This is a genomic window from Leisingera sp. ANG49 (genome assembly GCF_059694505.1).
The window spans coordinates 333,299-351,044 of record NZ_JCATZN010000004.1 but is presented as its reverse complement, the minus strand read 5'-3'; the positions used below and the strand labels follow the sequence as shown (position 1 = coordinate 351,044).

Here is a 17,746-nt window from a genome sequence, read left to right as displayed (position 1 = left end):
CGGTCAGCAGCCTTTCAATGGGTCAGAGTTTCGACAGCCAGCCAACAGCCGGGTGGTTCGGCTTCAGCTTGCCCGAGTGGTAGGCGGCATAAAGCTCCGAGAACCATTCGCCGGGCGCCCGGAACTGGTAACCCGTGATCCCCTTGGGCCGCTCGCTGAGCAGGTAGGAGTACCAGGTCTTCGGGTAGCTTTCCTGGTAGACCACCCCGCCGATCGCCAGCTTCTTGGCGGTGGCCATGCTGGACCAGGGCTGGGCCGGTTCCGAAGCCATGTCGACAAAAGCCTCCATCTGGATGCGGCGGCTTTCCCATTCCTCGTCGGTACAGGTTTCATCCTCCGGCCTGGGCGGCACATGGGCGCTGGTGTTATGCGCCATGTATTCGATGACATACGTCTTGTCGTAGGTGAACTTCTTGGCGATCTTTTCGGCGATGCCGGAAATTTCCATGCCGTGTTCGGTCCAGCCGCCGAATTCCTTCTTCTTGCCGTTGCTGTCCATGAACCTGTGCTTGTCGTCGACCGCATGGCCGACCTCGTGCAGGGTGTTCCAGTTGAAGAACGTGATCGGCTCTTCATTGGCGGGTTTGCATTTCTCCAGCTCGGCGCGTTCTTCCGGGGTAGCGGCATCGTCGAGGCTGCCGACCGCGTCGTCGCTGCCGAAGGCATAGTTGGGGGAGACCCCGGCGTCGCCTTCGTGCATCACGATCCGCTTTTCGTTGCCTTGGTACATCGAGCCGCCCTTGTCGGCCTCGTTGATGGCGAACTTTTGCAGCGAGTCGTTGTTCAGCGTGTGGTCGAGCGGCAGGTCCTGCATCGCCTTGTAGAAGGCGACGATGTTCGGACCCTTCAGGTTGGCGTCCGCAATCTGCGAGGCGGGCGCCAGGTTCTCGTTGTTGAAGTTCTTGATATCGCAGCCGAAACGCGCCTTGAACGCAACCTTGACCACGGCGCGCTGCGCCTCCGGCTCCAGGTTGTCAATCATCGCGTCCAGCTCATCGGTGCCGTTGGGCCGCGACAGGATTTCCTTGATGTCCGCCTCCTTGGGCGGATTGTTGGCGCGCATCTCCGCCATCACAAAGGCGCTGGTGCCGATGGCGCGGGCCTCTTCCAGCAGCTTGATGCCCTCGCCCGGCTTCTTGCCGGCCACGGCGGCTGCGGCATCGGCCAGCTTCTTGCGCATGGTGTCGATGCTGGGCTTGATGGCGTAGCGGTGCTCGTGTTTTTCCAGTACTGCCAGGCGCGGCTCGACCTCCGGCTTGGCGCGCAGCTCCTTGTACTGCTTGTGCTGCTCCGCCATTTCCAGCGCGGTCTTGGTCCGGGCGATGGCGGCCTCGATATCGGCGCTGACCTTGGCGTAGTTCTGGCCGCCCTTGGCAGCGGTTTCGGCACCGTCCAGCAGCTTTGCGGCCGCGTCCGTCTCATCCTTCACATAGGCCGCCTCAGCGTGGCCGGTGGCCGGCGGCAGGGCGGCGCGGGCGCGGGCGATTTCCTGCGCGATGAAGGCATATTGCGAGATCACCTCATTGGCAGTGTTGCAGGCCTCCAGCGCTGCCTTGAGATGGCCCTTGGCGGTCTTGGCGTCCAGCCCGTCCTTCTGGCAGTTCTCAATCTCGGTATTGGCGGTGTCCAGATGGGTATTGGCGACGTCGGAGTTCTCGCGGCTGCTTACTGCCTTGATCGACAGTTTCGCCGCCTGCACCTGCGGCCACCAGGGGGCGCTGTCCTCGTCGCCGCCGATGGCGGAGTTCACCGCTTCGAGGATGCCGTGGGTATTGGCGGAGTTGATCGCCTCCTCGGCGGATTTGGTGACCTCCTCGGCCATGGTCTTGGCGGTGGCGTAGTCGCTGGGGGCCAGCTTGACCAGGTTGTCGTATTTCGCGGTCAGCCGGGTAAGCTGGGCCTGAATCGCATCGGCGTGCTTGTGGCTCCTGGCCTCGGCCAGCTTGGCCTCGGCAGCGGCGCGGGCGGGCTCGTAGTCGGACGAGCCCTTGACCGATTTCAGCAGCGCCTTGGCGTCCTCGGCGATCTCTTTCAGCAGCTTGGTCGCCTGGGTGTAGTCGTTGTCGGCCAGATCGGTCCGCGCGGCGTCGAGCTTGGCGGCAGCCAGCCGGTCGGACAGCGCCTTGATCCGGTCCTTGGTGGCATCGTTGTTTTCCGGCGCCAGCGCGTCCACCGCCGCCTGGGCATCGGCCAGCGCCGGGGTGTAGAGGGCTTCTGCCGCCAGCAGCCGCTGGCAGGCCAGCAGTTTCTGATAGGCCTTCTCGAACATCGGCCGGGCGAGGGGATAGGTGTGGGCGGCCAGAACCGCCTTGTATTTGGCGAAATCCGCATCCGCCCGGGCGATCAGATGCCGGCCGGCTTCCTTGCCCGCCCCGACCAGCGGCGGGCGCAGGTTGTTGAAGAAGGGATCCTCCCAGCCCAGCACTGTCTTGACCATTTTGATGTCCGCATCGGTGGCCTTCTCCCAGCCCGCGGCGGCCTTGGCCTTGGCCGCGGCGGCCTTGAAATCGCGGGCGTTCTGCTTGGCGGTGCTTTCGTCCAGCAGCGCCTGGACTTCGGTCTTGCGGTGGGTCAGCTGGGTTTCGACATCGCCGCCTTCGGTGGTGATCTTGGTGATGATCGCGGTGGCCCTAGTGCGGTCCGCCTTGATGGTCTTGAACAGTTCGCCGTCGGCGCGGGCCTGTTCCGTGATCTTGCGGGCGGCGGCGAGCTTGGCCTCGGCGCCCTTGTAGTCATAGCCTTCCGGCTTGATCAAATCGTCGGCTTCGCCGCTCAGCTTGTTGGCGTCGTCGATATGCGGCTGCAGGCAATTGGCATCGTTCAGCGGCGCCAGCGCGGCAATCTGCGCCGCCAGCGAAGCCTTCATCTCGCCGTAGGCGCGGTGCTGGTGGATCAGCACCATCGCCATCTTCAGGTTCGAGATGGCGCTGTCCAGATGCGCCCTTGCATCGTCGTATTTCTTGGCCGTCTTGGCTTTTTCGGCCTCTGCCGCGGGCAATTGCGCCTTGGCGATCAGCGCAGTGAAATCATTGCCGGTATCGGCCGCGACCACCTTGTCGCGGATATCGGTGAAAACCTTGAAGGCGGGCTCCCACTTCTTTTTCAGATCGTCGAGCGCCTTGGTGTCGGTCATCCCGTCCAGCTCCACCGCGGCCTCTGCCGCGGCCTTGGCGCTGTCCACCCGTTTCTCGGCGTCCGCCAGACAGGTATTGGCGGTGGTGAAGTCCAGTTTCAGCGCGGCCGCCGCCGCCTCGGCCACCAGGGCCTTGGCATCTTCCAGCATGGTTGCAGCTTGCGGCACGTTCTTAAGCGGGTCGATCTTGCCCTGTACCGACACGCGCTTTTCCTTGTAGGCCTTGCAGACGTCCGCCTGGGCGGTGGCGGCGGGCCAATCGCCCTGGGTGGCGTCCAGCAGGGTCAGGGCGGTGGAGTATTTGTGCAGCACTGCTTCCGCCTTGGCGGAGGCAAGGTCGGCCTCCATCTTGAGGATGATCACTTGAATGCCCGAAGCACCATCGTGGTCCTTGAACTCCTTCAGCTTGGCCTCAAAAGCGGTGAGCTTGGGGCCGTACTGCTGAACTACCGGGATTTCCTTTTCGATAAAGGGGCGCACGTTCCAGAACTTGTCCAGCTTCTTGAGCGACTCGGCGTAATCCTTGGTCGTGGCAACATCTGAATCGATGTAATAGCCGTTGGCCTCGTCCAGCTTATCCTTGAGCAGATTCTTGACCGCGGCGGCAAGCCCGGCCCAGCTGTCGACCCAGCTCTTGGCATTCGGGCGTTCAGTTTCATAGCGTTTGCGCAACGCCCGCACCTTGGCGGTCTTTTCATGAACCTTGGCGATTTCGTCCAGTTTCTGGATGCCGTCCTTGAATTTCTTGGCGGCCTTGTCCTGCTGAGCGGCGTCGTAGAGCCGCTCCATCTCGCGCGCGGCGTCGTCCACTGCCGGGTCGCCGACGCTGACGCCGCGGGCGGCATCGGCCAGCGCCTTGCGGTCGGGGTCGAGCACCATGAAATGGGCCAACTCATCGGCCAGGATTTCGGCCTTGGCAATCTCCGCCTCGGCCGCGGTTAAGCCGACGGTGGCGGTTTTCAAGTCGTGCGCCTTGGCCTTGTCCACCGCGGCGGTGCGCAAGCCCTTGATGCGGGTGATCTCCGGTGCGATCTCGGGTGCCATGGCCTTGGGGTGGCTGGTCAGCGGCACCATCCGCAGATCGAAGATCTCCAGCGCCTTCTGGAACGCAGTTTTGGCTTGGGTGTCAGCGGCAACCGCCTTTTCCAGAGCGTCCAGCGCCTTTTCACCAGCATCCAGCTTGGCGCTGCCGACGCCCTCGGGCTTGGCCTTGGCCTGCGCGGCCAGCGCTGCAACCTTGTCGAGCGCGGCCTTCCACTTGTCCGGGGTCTGGCTCACCGCTTCCGGCAACATAGTGTTGTAGGTCTTGACCGGTCCGTCCTTCAGCGCCTTGAGCGCGGCCTCAATCCTGGCGATCTGTTCGTCGACGGTGGCGTCCCCGGTCTCGCTGCCGGTGTCGCCGGAGGGCGGCGCAGCCTGTTCCGGCGCCTTGGCCGGAGCCTCTGGCTTGGCGGTTGTGGCAGTGTCTCCGTCGCCTGCCGCCGCCGTGGCGGCTGCCGGGATCTCCCCACCGCCGCCGGATTCCGCGGCGGTCTGGCGGGCCTTGGAAATCGCCTGCGCCAGCGGGCCGACCGCCTTGAGCGCGCCCTCGTAATCCGGCGGGCTGGCGGCGACGCGGGCTTTAATCTGTGTCCAGACGGTTTCGATCTTCTCCGACTGCGCGGTCTTCAGTGCCAGCACCTCGCCGATCAAAGGCTCCAGTTTGGCCGCTGCCTGCTGCCATTTACCTTCCAGCAAGCTTTGCCGCTTTGCCCGCGCGGCAGCATCCTGGGCGGCGGATTTCATCTCTTCAGAGAGCTTGGCAACATGCTCCAGCGCGGCGGCAAAGCCGCTGCCCTCGGCCTTGGCCTGGATTGCCTTCCACAGCGCCTCTGCCTTGGAGAGGTCGATGCCGGCGACTTCCCGGAGCTTGGCCATGTTGGCCTCAACCTTGGCGGCGGTGGTTTTCCACTTAGACTCTGCCGGATCCGGTTCGGCAGAGGGGGCGGCCGGCGCCTCAGCCGGCGCATCGGAGGCGGTGTCGCCGCTGGCGGCCGAAGCGGCCTGGGGGGCGTCCTCTGCCGCCTCATCGTCGTCATCAGCTTCCGACTCGACGATATTGCCAGAGGGGTCGAGAATGAGAATCTTGTATTTGAGCCCGACCACCATGAACATCTTTTTGGCCTTGCGGGCCATGCCGGGCACGATCTTTCCTTCGACCGACATCGACAGTTCCTTGCCGTCCAGCTTCAGGGTGCCGAAGGAAAACTGCGGGGTTTCGCCATCGGATTTCGCCTGCTTGCCCAGCACTTTGGCAGCCTTGGTCTTGTGGGTGAGGAAAACCGAGTTTTCGATCTTCTTGCCAAAGCACAACCCAAAGGAAAGCTCGCGCTTGCGGGCAATTGCCATCTGTTGCTTGATTTCTTTTGCAGCGGATCCGTCAAGAGGCATGTGGCAGCTCCCGGAACTAAAAACCATTTAAAACCAGTGCTTTAATCTCGCACCCTTCTCAGGGTCGCATGGAAGCCAGAGCCCGGCAAGATTTTTTTCTTGTCAATCGCCGCAGGCTTGTCACACTCAAACGCGATGTGCATCGAGGTGAAACGAAGATGGATTTCCACCCGGCCGCCGCCGCCAAATGAACGGGCCCCGCCTTGCCCAGGCCGCGGTTTTCGCAGCCTTTGCAGGGGGATGCGCCGGGCTGGCCGTGTGGTCTTTTGCCTCTGACAGCGGCACCGGACACAGCGGAGGAAGTCCCATGAGCGCAACCACTGCAGCAGACCTCGACGGCGCCTGGATCGTGCAGAAGGCCAGCGGCGCGGGGCTGGAGAAGGCCGCAGGCCTGCGGTTCGATTTCGACGACGGCACGCTGTACGGCTCCAGCCCGTGCCGCAGCTTCACCACCACCTTCGGGCCGGGTCTGGAGAACCTGATGCTGTCGCCGTTCCAGATCGGCGGCGGGCTGTGCGACGAAGAGACGATGATCGCCGAGCGGGAGTTCCTGGAGCAGATGCAGCTAGTCAACCGCATGGAGGTGACCGGGGACGGCGAGCTGGTGATGTACAATTTCGAGCAGCCACTGGTTTGGGCCAAGCGGGTGGCCAGCTAGCCTGGAAATCTTGCGTCTTCCGCTGCAATCATTCCTGCTCGGCTATCGCATTTGTTGCGACGGCCCAAAAAAACGGCAGCCACATTCTGCTAGGCTGACCGGTGATACTTTTCGGGCCTAACGCACCCAGACCTCCACTCTTCGATTGATCTGGCGGCCCCAATCGCTGTCATCACAAGCCATCGGCAAGGCTTCGCCAAAACCTTCGGTGTGGATTGCGACACGGCTGGCATCTGCTGTCTCCGCGGCTTTGAGCACTGCGTCCCGCACGGCACCTGCCCGTTTCAGCGCGATCTGCCGGTTACCTTCTGCGGGTCCCACACCGTCCGAAAATCCAGCAAACACAATCTCCCTGGCGTCGAACTCCCCGGCCTCGAGCGCCCGGGCCAGCTGTTCGATATTGCTGCGGGACTGGGCGTCCGGGCGCGATGACCCAGGTTCGAACCGGAACGAGACCGTCAGCCGCCGCATCCCGCCCAGTTCGGACACCAAACGCTGAAGTTCCGACAAACCGCCCCTTTCTTCCGCAGCCAGAATGGCATTGGCCAGGCGGTTGCCCTGGCTGCTAACCGGGATCAGTTCCGGAGCCTGATCCACAAATCCGGCTCGGCGTATCACTGCCTGCGCTGCGGGACCTCGCACGTAGGCCAGGAAATCGCGTGCGACCTTGGGCAGGCGCCGGGCCGGCAGGTACAGAAACATCGGAACGGTCAACGGATAATCCTCTGTCTTAACTGCCCGGCGGCTTGCCTGGAGAGAAAATCCGCAAGGACCGGTCAGCGTCAGCACCCGGGCTGCGCCTTTCTCGGCATAGCTGGCGACTCCGATGGCAAAAGGGTCAACAAGCACCCGCCGGACCAGCGTGCTGCTGCGGTCATGACGGTGGATTGCAGATGTAAAGCCAGTCCCGAAAGGGCCCATCAGCTTGTCCTCGACCGCCTGCGACAAACCGGAACCAGATACAGGCATATGAATCGACACGGGAGCGTCAGGGCCGCCAAGTTCCTGCCAATTGGTGATCTGGCCAGACAGGATGCCGGCCAATTGCAGCAAGGAAATCTCGCGCACCGGGTTGCTGGGGGCCACCACTGGCACAAAGGCATCCAGCGCCAGCACACGGCTGCGCCCTGGCCCAGTCAGATCTCCTAAACCTGCCGCACGCGCGGCCTTCCGCTCAAGGGGCCGGATTTCCCGCAGCGCCATGGCAACATCCGCCTCATCCGCAATCAGGGCTGCGAACCCCGCGTCCGTGTTGCTGGCGGCGAAGGAGAACCGCGCTGCAGGCCTTTGGCCACGCAGAAGCACATGACTGAAATTTCCCTGAGGCAGAGGCTCCCTGCGGGTCTGATACCCATTCCGCAGAGCAAAGCCTTCAATCAGGGCCGGCAGCAAGACTTCCGACATGGTTGAAGAGCCCGCCAAAGTGATTTCCGCCACAAACCCGGACAGGCTGGGGCACCCCGGCCCGTCACAGGTTACACCTGAGCCATCAACGGTCAGTTCCCCGAACTGGGTTTGCACCCGATAGAATTCGCCATCAAAGCCCAGCAGCGTGCCAGTGATCTCAACTGCACCGTCCGGAGATGAAAGTGTGACGTCCTGAGCTGCAAGCCCGCGCGCAAGAACCGCCAGAAAAAGTGCGGCGCAAACGGCCGCACGAAAGAAGGTCATGTGGATACCTGAATTTACCGCAAGTCAGTTGGCGGCGATTTTCAGGTCTTCCACCAGATTATTCAACACCAGAAAACTGCCCTGGGCATCGCAATCCGGCATTGCCACCACCAGATCATTGCTGCTGAGCTGTCCGCCGCGCAGCTGCAACGCCTGGGCGGAGATTTCGCGGCCGCAATTTAGGCCCGTCACCTCCGCTTCAGCAGTCAGGGAGACGGTTCCGAACCGGTCGGGCTGGCTGGCTGGCACGCTGTAGATTTCGGCAATCCGCGGCGCCAGCAGGCTAGGGTCGCCGAGGCGGACCACCTGCCCTGCAGCCGCGCCGGGTGCGGCCCCGTGCCAGACGTGCCCGGCGCTGCCGTATTCCGCGCCAAACTCCCGGGCGTGCATTTCTAGGCCGCTGTGGCCGCTCCATTGCAGAACCACACGCTCCATGGCCTCCGCGCCCGCCACTTCGGCAACGGCAACCGCCCCGCCGCCGCTTGCGGTCTCCGCAATATAAACCGCGGTACGTGTCAGGACCGGAATCTGTGCCGCGTAGCGCCCGGTCGGGTCCAGCGAAACCGTGAAGGACATGCCGCTGTGATGCACGGTCAGGCGTTCGCCGCCATGGCACGGCGCGGACACAGTGAGCGAGACCGTCGCCATGGGGGCAGCCTCGGCCGAGGCTGTCATACGGCAGGAGGCCGGTTGCGCCGGAACCGCCGGTTGCGGCTCCGCGGCAGCAGGTGCCGTTTCAGCCGGGGAGGAGGTCAGCGTGATATTCTCGATTTTCAGCTCCGCCGGCTCGGGTTCAGTCGGCAGCTGAGGATCGGAGGCGGCAACCGCATCACCTGCCCAGCGGGGGCTAGATGTCTGCATGTAGAACCCGATGCCCAATGCGCATGCCAGCGTTATTGCACTTGTCAGCATCACCTGGTTGCTCAGCATGGGATCCTCCTGAACCTGTCTGGTTAACAAAGCCTGGCTGAAAATGTCGGCCGGTTTGTGGCCTCAAACAGGTGAGAATCCGGCAAATACGGCAATCTCGTCTTCTTTGTTGCCCAGAGGGAAACAGCGAAAGGGTAGCCCCTGCGCCTGCGGGTGCCCTGGCGGCTCCAGGCACGCCCAACGGGAGCGGTTCTGCAAAAAGACCGGCGACGGGTCGGGAGTTCCCCCTACCAACGCCGCGCGGCAGGGTCCGGACCTCGGCCGGACCCAACTAATTCAGATTATGTTTTCACGCGAGGCTGCCGTGGCAGTGTTTGAACTTCTTGCCTGAACCGCAAGGGCATTTGTCGTTGCGCGAGGGGTTGCCCCAAGTGGATGGATCATCCTCTACAAATCCCGGTGCGGGCTCTTCTGCGGAAGCAGCGGCAGGAGCGGTCTGCTGTGCCGCCATCTGCTGTATGGCTGCCTGCCTGGCTGCCATTTCCATCAGCATTTGCTGTTGCTCTTCCTCGGTCATCGGACGCACGCGGCTGAGCTGTTGTGACACTTCCTCCCGCAGGGAGTCGAGCATGCCTTCGAACAGCTGGAAGCTCTCGTTCTTGTACTCGTTCAGCGGATCACGTTGCGCATAGCCGCGGAAACCCACGACTGACCGCAGGTGCTCCAGCGTCAGCAGATGCTCACGCCATTTCTTGTCGATAGTCTGCAACAGCACCTGTTTTTCGATGTTGCGCATATTTTCCGGACCAAAGGCCTCTGCTTTTTCCGCCATCAGTTTGTCGGAAGCTTCCACCAGGCGTTCGCGGATCTGTTCGTCGTCCACGCCCTCTTCTGCCGCCCATTCCGCCACCGGCGCGTCGACCGAAAGCATTTCACGGACCTGTTCCTGCAAACCCTCGGTGTCCCACTGGTCTGCATAGGTCTTGGGCGGCATATGGGTGTCGAGCAGATCGTCGATCACCTCGTGGCGCATGTCATCGGTGATCTCGGAGAGGTCTTCGGCCGCCATGATCTCGCGGCGCTGCTTGAAGATCACCTTGCGCTGGTCATTCATCACGTCGTCGAACTTCAGCACGTTCTTTCGCATGTCGAAGTTGCGGCCCTCGACCTTCGCCTGGGCGCGTTCCAGCGACTTGTTCACCCAAGGGTGAATGATCGCCTCGCCTTCTTTCATGCCGAGCGAGGACAAGAGTTTGTCCAGCCGCTCGGAGCCGAAGATGCGCATCAGGTCGTCTTCGAGGCTGAGGTAGAAGCGGGTGCGGCCCGGGTCGCCCTGACGGCCGGAGCGGCCGCGCAGCTGATTGTCGATGCGGCGGCTTTCGTGGCGCTCGGAGGCCATGACGAACAAACCGCCTGCATCCAACACCTTCTGCTTCTCCTCAGCGTGCTTGGCTTCCTCAGCGGCGCGCAGTTCTGCCGGATCCGAATCCGGGTTTGCCGCCAGCGCCTCAAGCACCTTCATCTCGACGTTGCCGCCCAACTGAATATCGGTGCCGCGGCCAGCCATGTTGGTGGCGATGGTCACCGCGCCAAATCGGCCGGCATCGGCTACGATCTGGGCTTCCTGCTCGTGGTGGCGGGCGTTCAAAACGTTGTGCGGTATGCCTTCCTGCTGCAGCATTTGGCTCAGCAGCTCGGATTTTTCAATCGAGGTGGTGCCCAAAAGAACCGGCTGGCCCTTTTCATGCGCCTTTTTAGCTTCCTTGATCATCGCCTCGTATTTCTCACGGGCGGTGCGGTAGACCTGATCGTCCTCGTCCGCCCGGGCAATGGGGCGGTTAGTTGGAACCTCAACCACGCCAAGACCGTAGATTTCCGAGAACTCCTCGGCCTCGGTCATCGCGGTGCCCGTCATGCCCGAGAGCTTGTCGTAGAGACGGAAGTAGTTCTGGAAGGTCACGGAGGCCAGAGTCGTGTTCTCCGGCTGAATCTGTACTTCTTCCTTGGCTTCGATGGCCTGGTGCAGGCCTTCCGACAAGCGGCGGCCCGGCATCATCCGGCCGGTGAATTCATCGATCAGCACCACCTGGCCGTCGCGGACGATATAGTCCTTGTCCTTTTGGAACAGCTTGTGGGCACGCAGTGCCTGGTTCACGTGATGGACAACTGTGGTGCTTTCGGGATCATAGAGCGAAGCCTCTGCATCCAGCAGGCCGTGCTCGCGCAGAGTCTGCTCCAGATACTCGTTGCCGTCCTCGGTAAAGGTCACACCTCGGGTCTTCTCGTCGATCTCATAGTGGTCTTCCGCCAGCAGCGGGATCACTTTGTCGATGGTCGAGTACAGCTCTGAACGGTCCTCTGCCGGACCGGAGATGATCAGCGGGGTGCGCGCCTCGTCGATCAGAATCGAGTCAACCTCGTCCACGATGGCAAAGTTATGCTGCTTCTGGAACACTTGATCCAGCGACGGTTTCATGTTGTCGCGCAAGTAGTCAAAACCAAGCTCGTTGTTGGTCGCGTAGGTGACGTCGCTTTGATAGGCGGCCATCTTCTCGGCATCGGGCTGGCCCGACCAGATCACGCCGGTGGTCATGCCGAGCTGAGCAAAAACCTTGCCCATCCATTCACTGTCGCGCTTGGCCAGGTATTCGTTCACCGTGACCACATGCACGCCCTTGCCTGTCAGCGCGTTCAGATAGGCCGGGAAGGTCGCCACAAGGGTTTTACCCTCGCCGGTCTTCATCTCGGAAATGTTACCCTGATGCAGGAACACACCGCCCATAAGCTGGGTGTCAAAGGCGCGCAGGCCCAGGGCGCGTTTGGCCGCTTCCCGCACATTGGCAAAGGCTTCGGGCAGCAGCGCATCCAGGCTTTCACCGCCCAGGGCACGTTTGCGCAGCTCTTCGGTCTTTGCCACCAGCCCGTCGTCGCTGAGATTCGCGAACTCATCTTCCAGCCCGTTGATTTGCGCAATCAGCGGCCGTGTCGCCTTGATTTTACGGTCGTTCGGTGTGCCGAAAACCTTTTTGGCGAGTGTTCCGAAACCCAGCATATCTTCTCCAGCGATCCTATGTCCGGCCTTTGCATCGGGCAGGCTTGCCCGCCGTGTCCGCAACCCATAAACAATGGTGGAAAGACGGTCCTGCTAATGGCCTCAAAGCGATGTAAGCGGCAGGGTATAGAGTGTCAACGCCAGGCCCCTCCGCGGCCAAGGAATAGGAAGGTTTCAATGCGTAAAGGTCTCACATTTCTGCGCAGCATGGCGATTGCTGCCTGTGCTGCGCTGCCGCTGTCCGCAGCAGCAGCACCGCATGCAAACACCGTTGTTGCCTCGGTCAACGGCGAAGAGATCACTATCGGCCATATGGTCATGGCCCGCGAAAACCTGCCGGCCCAGTACAAGCAGCTGCCGGACGAAGTGCTGTACAACGCAATCCTGGACCAGCTGATCCAGCAGACTGCGCTGAAACAGCAGCTGCGCGGCGAGGTCCCGCGCTACGTCGAGCTTTCGGTCGAAAACGAGGAACGCGCGATGCTCGCGGCGGATGTGATCGAAATGGTCATGAATAAGGCCAGCGGCGAGGAAAAGCTGCGCGCCGCTTATGACAAAAAATACTCAACCGGTGAAGGCGGCGACGAATTTCATGCGGCCCATATCCTGGTCGAAAGCGAAGAAGACGCGCAGGACGTCAAGGCGGAGCTGGACGCAGGAGCCGACTTTGCCACTTTGGCCAAGGAACGCTCTACCGGCCCCTCCGGTCCAAACGGCGGCGATCTCGGCTGGTTCACCACCGGCCGCATGGTGCCGGAGTTCGAACAGGCTGTCCTGAAACTGCGCTCCGGCGAAGTCTCCGGTCCGGTTCAGACGCAGTTCGGCTGGCATATCATCCTGCTGAACGAGCGCCGCAAGACGGAAGCGCCCGAATTCGAAGACGTGCGTGCCGAACTGGCCGATGAACTGCGCCAGCACGCGGTTGAGGAACGGGTGAACGAGCTGACTGCCGCTGCCAAAATTGAGCGGCCGGAGATCGAGGACCTGGATCCGGCCATTCTCAAAGACCTCAGCCTGGTAAGGAACTGATTATGGCCAAATCCATGCACGTTTCGCCGCTGGCGCCTGCCAGCTTCCCCGATCTTCCTGCGATCAAGGGCGTACGATTTGCGTCCGCTGCAGCTGGCGTTAAATATCAGGGCCGCACGGATGTGATGCTGGCGCTCATGGAGCCAGGAACTTCGGTTGCAGGCGTCTTCACCCGCTCCAAGACGCGCTCCGCTCCTGTGCTGGATTGCCAGGCCAAGCTGGGCGGTTCGGCTGACGTAGGCTCGGCAATCTTGGTGAATTCAGGAAACTCCAACGCCTTCACCGGCCATTACGGCCAAACTTCGGTTGCGGAGATAACGTCTGCTGTGGCCGCGCAAACCGGCATTCCGGCGGAACGCATCTTTACTGCTTCCACCGGTGTGATTGGCGAACCGCTGCCCCATGACCGTATTGTTGCCAAGCTTGGCGAGCTGAACAGCGCCTTGGATGAAAACGCGATTGAGGCGGCAGCCAAGGCGATCATGACCACGGACACCTTTGCCAAGGGTGCTAGCGCCACTGTTGGGATCGATGGTAAGACGGTCAAGATCGCTGGCATTGCAAAGGGTTCCGGCATGATCGCACCGGACATGGCGACCATGCTGGTTTATATCTTCACCGATGCCAAGATGGAGCAGACGGCGCTGCAGGCGCAACTGGTAGAGATCTGCAACCGGACTTTCAATTGCATCACCGTGGACAGCGATACCTCGACCTCCGACAGCCTGATGCTCTGCGCCACTGGCGCCTCCGGAGTAGATGCGACCGGCAATGCAGAATTTTCTGCGGGCCTGGAGCGTGTCATGCTGGACCTTTCCCACCAGGTGGTGCGTGACGGTGAAGGCGCGACCAAATTCGTGGAGATCCAGGTGACGGGTGCGGCTTCGGACGCGGATGCAAAAGTGCATGGCATGGCAATCGCCAACTCGCCACTGGTGAAAACCGCCATTGCCGGAGAAGATCCAAACTGGGGCCGCGTAGTGATGGCAATCGGCAAGTCCGGCGCGGCTGCAGACCGCGATCTCCTGTCGATTTCCTTTGGCGATGTTCTGGTGGCCGAAAAGGGCTGGGTTTCCCCGGACTATAAGGAAGAGCTAGGCGCTGCCGAGATGAAAAAGCAGGAGATCACTATCAAGGTGGATCTGGGCCTGAGCAGCGGTGCAGCGACAGTCTGGACTTGTGACCTGACGCATCAGTACATCTCGATCAACGCGGATTACCGGTCATGAAAACAGTTCTGGTATCGGCGGTGGCGCTCATTGATGTGGATGGGCGCGTTTTGCTGGCCCAAAGACCTGAAGGAAAGTCCATGGCCGGCCTGTGGGAATTTCCCGGAGGAAAGATCGAATCGGGTGAAACGCCCGAGGCAGCCCTGATACGCGAGCTGCACGAGGAGCTGGGAATCGACACCTGGGCCTCCTGCCTCGCGCCGCTGACCTTCGCCAGCCATTCCTATGATGACTTCCACCTGCTGATGCCTCTTTTTGCCTGCCGCAAGTGGGATGGCATCCCGCAGGCCAAGGAAGGGCAAACGCTGAAATGGGTCCGGCCGCAAGACCTGCGCGACTATCCAATGCCGCCGGCAGATATTCCGCTGATCCCTATCCTGCGTGATTGGCTGTAAAGCGTTTGCGGCCCCGGCGCAGCCGGACCGCTACCCTTCCAAGGAGGTTTTTCGCATTTATTCGGGCACTTAACTTCCACAGCCCAGAAATTACTGGAAAAGTGCGCGGAACAGAAGAAGGCCCCGGTTTTCGAACCGGGGCCTTTTTTCCGCAACTCCACAGACGTTAGTCGAGGGTGCGGGTCACTTCCTCGCGCTCGAAGATTTCGATCACGTCGTTCGGACGGATATCGTCGTAGTTCTCGAACGCCATACCGCATTCCTGGCCGGACTGAACCTCGGACACTTCGTCCTTGAAGCGCTTCAGAGTCTTCAGCGTGCCTTCGTGGATCACCACGTTGTCGCGCAGCAGGCGCACGCCAGCCGAGCGGCGGGCAACGCCTTCGGTGACCAGACAGCCGGCAACCTTGCCAACGCCGGTGACCTTGAAGACTTCCTTGATCTGCGCATAGCCGATGAAGTTCTCGCGGATCTCAGCTGACAGCAGGCCGGAGGCCGCCGCCTTCACGTCATCCACAAGGTCATAGATCACCGAGTAGTAGCGGATCTCCACACCTTTCTGGTTGGCGGTGTTGCGGGCCGATGCATTGGCACGGACGTTGAAGCCCATGATCGGTGCACCTGAGGCTTCCGCCAAGCCGACGTCTGTCTCAGTGATCGCGCCAACACCAGAATGCAGCACGCGCACGCGCACCTCTTCGTTGCCGATTTTTTCCATCGCCTGAACGATGGCTTCAGCAGAACCTTGCACATCCGCCTTAACCAGGATCGGCAACTCAGAGACGTTTTCGTCTTCCTTGGCCTTAGCCATCAGCTGTTCCAGCGTGGTGGCAGCACCGGCAGCAGCGCGTTTGTCCTTGGCAGCCTGCTCACGGTAGGCGGCAATCTCGCGTGCCTGCGCTTCGGTTTCGGTCACGTTCAGAACGTCGCCCGCTTCCGGCGTGCCGTTGAGACCCAGAACCTCGACCGGAACCGAGGGGCCGGCTTCCTGCACGCGCTCACCCTTGTCGTTGATCAGCGCGCGGACCTTGCCGTACTGCTCGCCCACAACAAAGATGTCGCCTTGGCGCAGGGTGCCGTTCTGAACCAGAACGGTGGCAACCGGGCCACGGCCCACATCCAGCTGCGCCTCGATCACGGCACCTTGGGCGGCACGGTCGGGGTTGGCTTTCAGTTCCAGGATTTCCGCTTGCAGCGCAATGGCTTCCAAGAGGTCGTCCAGGCCCTGGCCGGTGACGGCGGAAACTTCCACATCCTGCACTTCGCCGGACATAGCTTCCACGATCACTTCGTGCTGCAGCAGGTCGGTGCGGACCTTGTTCGGGTCTGCAGCCGGCTTGTCGATCTTGTTGATCGCCACGATCATCGGCACTTGCGCGGCCTTGGCGTGGTTGATCGCTTCGACAGTCTGCGGCATCACCGCGTCGTCCGCGGCGACAACCAGAACCACGATATCAGTCACCTGTGCACCGCGCGAGCGCATCGAGGTGAAGGCCGCGTGGCCTGGGGTGTCCAGGAAGCTGAGCACGGTGCCGCCTTCGGTGGTCACCTGATAGGCGCCGATGTGCTGGGTGATTCCGCCGGCTTCGCCTGCCACAACGCGGGCGTCGCGGATTGCGTCCAGCAGCGAGGTCTTGCCGTGGTCAACGTGGCCCATGATGGTGATGACCGGCGGACGCGGCTTCAGATCTTCATCCTTGTCCTCGACTTCCTTGATCACGTCCTCGACGTCAGCATCGGAAACGCGGGTCACCTTGTGGCCGAATTCCTCGATGATCAGTTCCGCGGTATCGGCGTCGATCGACTGGTTCTGAGTGACCATCATGCCCATCTGCATGAGCGATTTCACCACATCAGCAACGCGCTCCGCCATACGGTTCGCCAGCTCGGACACCACGATGGTTTCCGGCAGCTGCACGTCGCGTACAACCTTTTCACGCTCAACTGAGCCGCCCATGGCCTTCTGGCGCGCGCGTTCCTGCTTACGCTTCATGGCAGCCATAGAACGCTGGCGGTTGCCCTCACCGCCAGTTGCCTGGCCCAAAGTCAGCTTGCCGGAGCGGCGGTTGTCATCACGGCCTTTGCCGCGGGACGGACGCTGCTCACGCTCACGCTCGGACTTGCGCGGTGTTGCGGCAGGGGCAGGCTTGTTCGGCGCTGGACGCTCTGCTTTCGCGGCTTCCGGTGCCGGAGCAGCTGCAGCACGCTTCGCAGCTTCTTCAGCTGCAACACGCTGACGCTCTTCTTCTTCAGCTTTAGCACGCGCGCGCTCTTCCGCCTCGCGCTGTTCGCGCTCCTTGGCTTCTTGCTCCGCCCGGCGGCGTTCACGCTCTTCAGCGCGGGCCTTTTCTTCGGCTTCACGCTGCGCGGCTTCCTCAGCCTCGCGGGCCTTGGCAGCCTGCAGAGCCTTCAGGCGGCGCTCCATTTCAGCGTCACTGATGCCGGCAGGCCGGCGCGATCCGGATGTGGAAGGTGCAGCGCCGCTGCCCCCCTTGGCCGCACCCGGCTTGGGAACGACAACGCGTTTGCGCTTGGTTTCCACCACGACATTCTTGGTCCGTCCATGGCTGAAACTCTGTTTCACGTTCCCCGGACGGGAACCCCCACGCAGACCCAGTGTCTTTTTGCCGTCACTATCGCTCATAAAGCTACTTATCCTTCCGTGCGGCCGTTGCCGCCCACCATTTCGCGCAAACCTTGCAGTCGTTGCGCCTCATCTACAACACGTTTGCTGAGTCCGCCAGAGGCGAGGGCGGCATGGATCGCAGATTGGCGCCCAAATGCCATTCCCAGCTCGTCCGCCGTGAGGCAGCCGATGAATTTGCCCTTGTAGGGCGTGCTCAGCTTCGACTTCCCGCGCCCCGACCCGTCAGAGGCTTGGATCAGCACCCGCGCCTCTTCCTTGGCTAGCCAGTCCTTGACCCGCTCAAACCCGGACACCGCGTCACCGGACTTGCGCGCCAGGCTGATCAGTTCGATCAGGCGGCGGACAATCTGGCGCTCAACTTCCTGTTCCAGTTCATCCGGCACCTGTACCTGCGCCTTGAAACCGCGGGCAAACAGCTTCTTCTTGACTGCCGCACCCAGAGCCTCCCGGCTGGAGGCCACATAGACACCGCGGCCGGGCAACTTGCCCATCACGTCGGGCACGACCTGCCCGTCAGGCCCCATCACAAAACGGATGAGGCCCTGTTTGGGCTGGGACTCGCCGGTCGCGATACATTTGCGTTCGCTTTCGCCGGTCCGGTCTTTTGTGGCGCCACCGCGTGTCATGCAGTT

General features: G+C 61.9%; 10 protein-coding genes. 4 read left to right on the top strand and 6 right to left on the bottom strand.

Going from position 1 to position 17,746, the window contains the following annotated elements; all coding sequences use genetic code 11:
* Positions 1-22 precede the first annotated feature (22 nt).
* Positions 23-5,563: a hypothetical protein gene (locus AC58NV_RS15575; RefSeq protein WP_497227931.1), complete on the bottom strand. Its 5,541-nt coding sequence runs from the start codon at positions 5,561-5,563 to the stop codon at positions 23-25.
* 307 nt (positions 5,564-5,870) lie between these two features.
* Between AC58NV_RS15575 and AC58NV_RS15570 the strand changes: the two genes are divergently transcribed.
* Positions 5,871-6,221: an META domain-containing protein gene (locus AC58NV_RS15570; protein ID WP_497227930.1), complete on the top strand. Its 351-nt coding sequence runs from the start codon at positions 5,871-5,873 to the stop codon at positions 6,219-6,221.
* Between the two features lie 117 nt (positions 6,222-6,338).
* Here AC58NV_RS15570 and AC58NV_RS15565 read toward each other — a convergent pair whose 3' ends face one another.
* From AC58NV_RS15565 to secA, 3 genes are all read right to left on the bottom strand, one after another.
* Positions 6,339-7,892: a phosphate ABC transporter substrate-binding/OmpA family protein gene (locus AC58NV_RS15565; protein ID WP_497227929.1), complete on the bottom strand. Its 1,554-nt coding sequence runs from the start codon at positions 7,890-7,892 to the stop codon at positions 6,339-6,341.
* Between the two features lie 24 nt (positions 7,893-7,916).
* Positions 7,917-8,822, bottom strand: a complete 906-nt coding sequence (locus AC58NV_RS15560) for a hypothetical protein (protein ID WP_497227928.1) — start codon at positions 8,820-8,822, stop codon at positions 7,917-7,919.
* A 289-nt stretch (positions 8,823-9,111) separates the two neighbouring features.
* Complete coding sequence (gene secA / locus AC58NV_RS15555; RefSeq protein WP_497227927.1) at positions 9,112-11,814, bottom strand: preprotein translocase subunit SecA; 2,703 nt, start codon at positions 11,812-11,814, stop codon at positions 9,112-9,114.
* Positions 11,815-11,991: 177 nt separating this feature from the next.
* Here secA and AC58NV_RS15550 point away from each other — a divergent pair, with 177 nt between their 5' ends.
* Genes AC58NV_RS15550 through mutT form a run of 3 tightly spaced genes read left to right on the top strand, consistent with a single transcriptional unit; the run spans position 11,992 to position 14,467 of the window.
* The gene (locus AC58NV_RS15550) at positions 11,992-12,843 is read left to right on the top strand and encodes a peptidylprolyl isomerase (protein ID WP_497227926.1); all 852 of its coding nucleotides are present in this window, start codon (positions 11,992-11,994) and stop codon (positions 12,841-12,843) included.
* Positions 12,844-12,845: 2 nt separating this feature from the next.
* On the top strand, positions 12,846-14,072 hold the full coding sequence (argJ, locus tag AC58NV_RS15545; protein ID WP_497227925.1) for a bifunctional glutamate N-acetyltransferase/amino-acid acetyltransferase ArgJ: 1,227 nt from the start codon (positions 12,846-12,848) through the stop codon (positions 14,070-14,072).
* The gene (gene mutT, locus AC58NV_RS15540) at positions 14,069-14,467 is read left to right on the top strand and encodes an 8-oxo-dGTP diphosphatase MutT (RefSeq protein ID WP_497227924.1); all 399 of its coding nucleotides are present in this window, start codon (positions 14,069-14,071) and stop codon (positions 14,465-14,467) included. The genes argJ and mutT overlap by 4 nt, the downstream gene beginning before the upstream one ends.
* 166 nt (positions 14,468-14,633) lie before the next feature.
* Here the strand turns inward: mutT and infB are convergent, their stop codons facing one another.
* Complete coding sequence (infB, locus tag AC58NV_RS15535; RefSeq protein ID WP_497227923.1) at positions 14,634-17,111, bottom strand: translation initiation factor IF-2; 2,478 nt, start codon at positions 17,109-17,111, stop codon at positions 14,634-14,636.
* A gap of 8 nt (positions 17,112-17,119) precedes the next feature.
* Positions 17,120-17,740 carry an RNA-binding protein gene (locus tag AC58NV_RS15530; protein WP_497227922.1) on the bottom strand — a complete coding sequence of 207 codons (621 nt, stop codon included), beginning with the start codon at positions 17,738-17,740 and terminating at the stop codon, positions 17,120-17,122.
* Positions 17,741-17,746 lie beyond the last annotated feature (6 nt).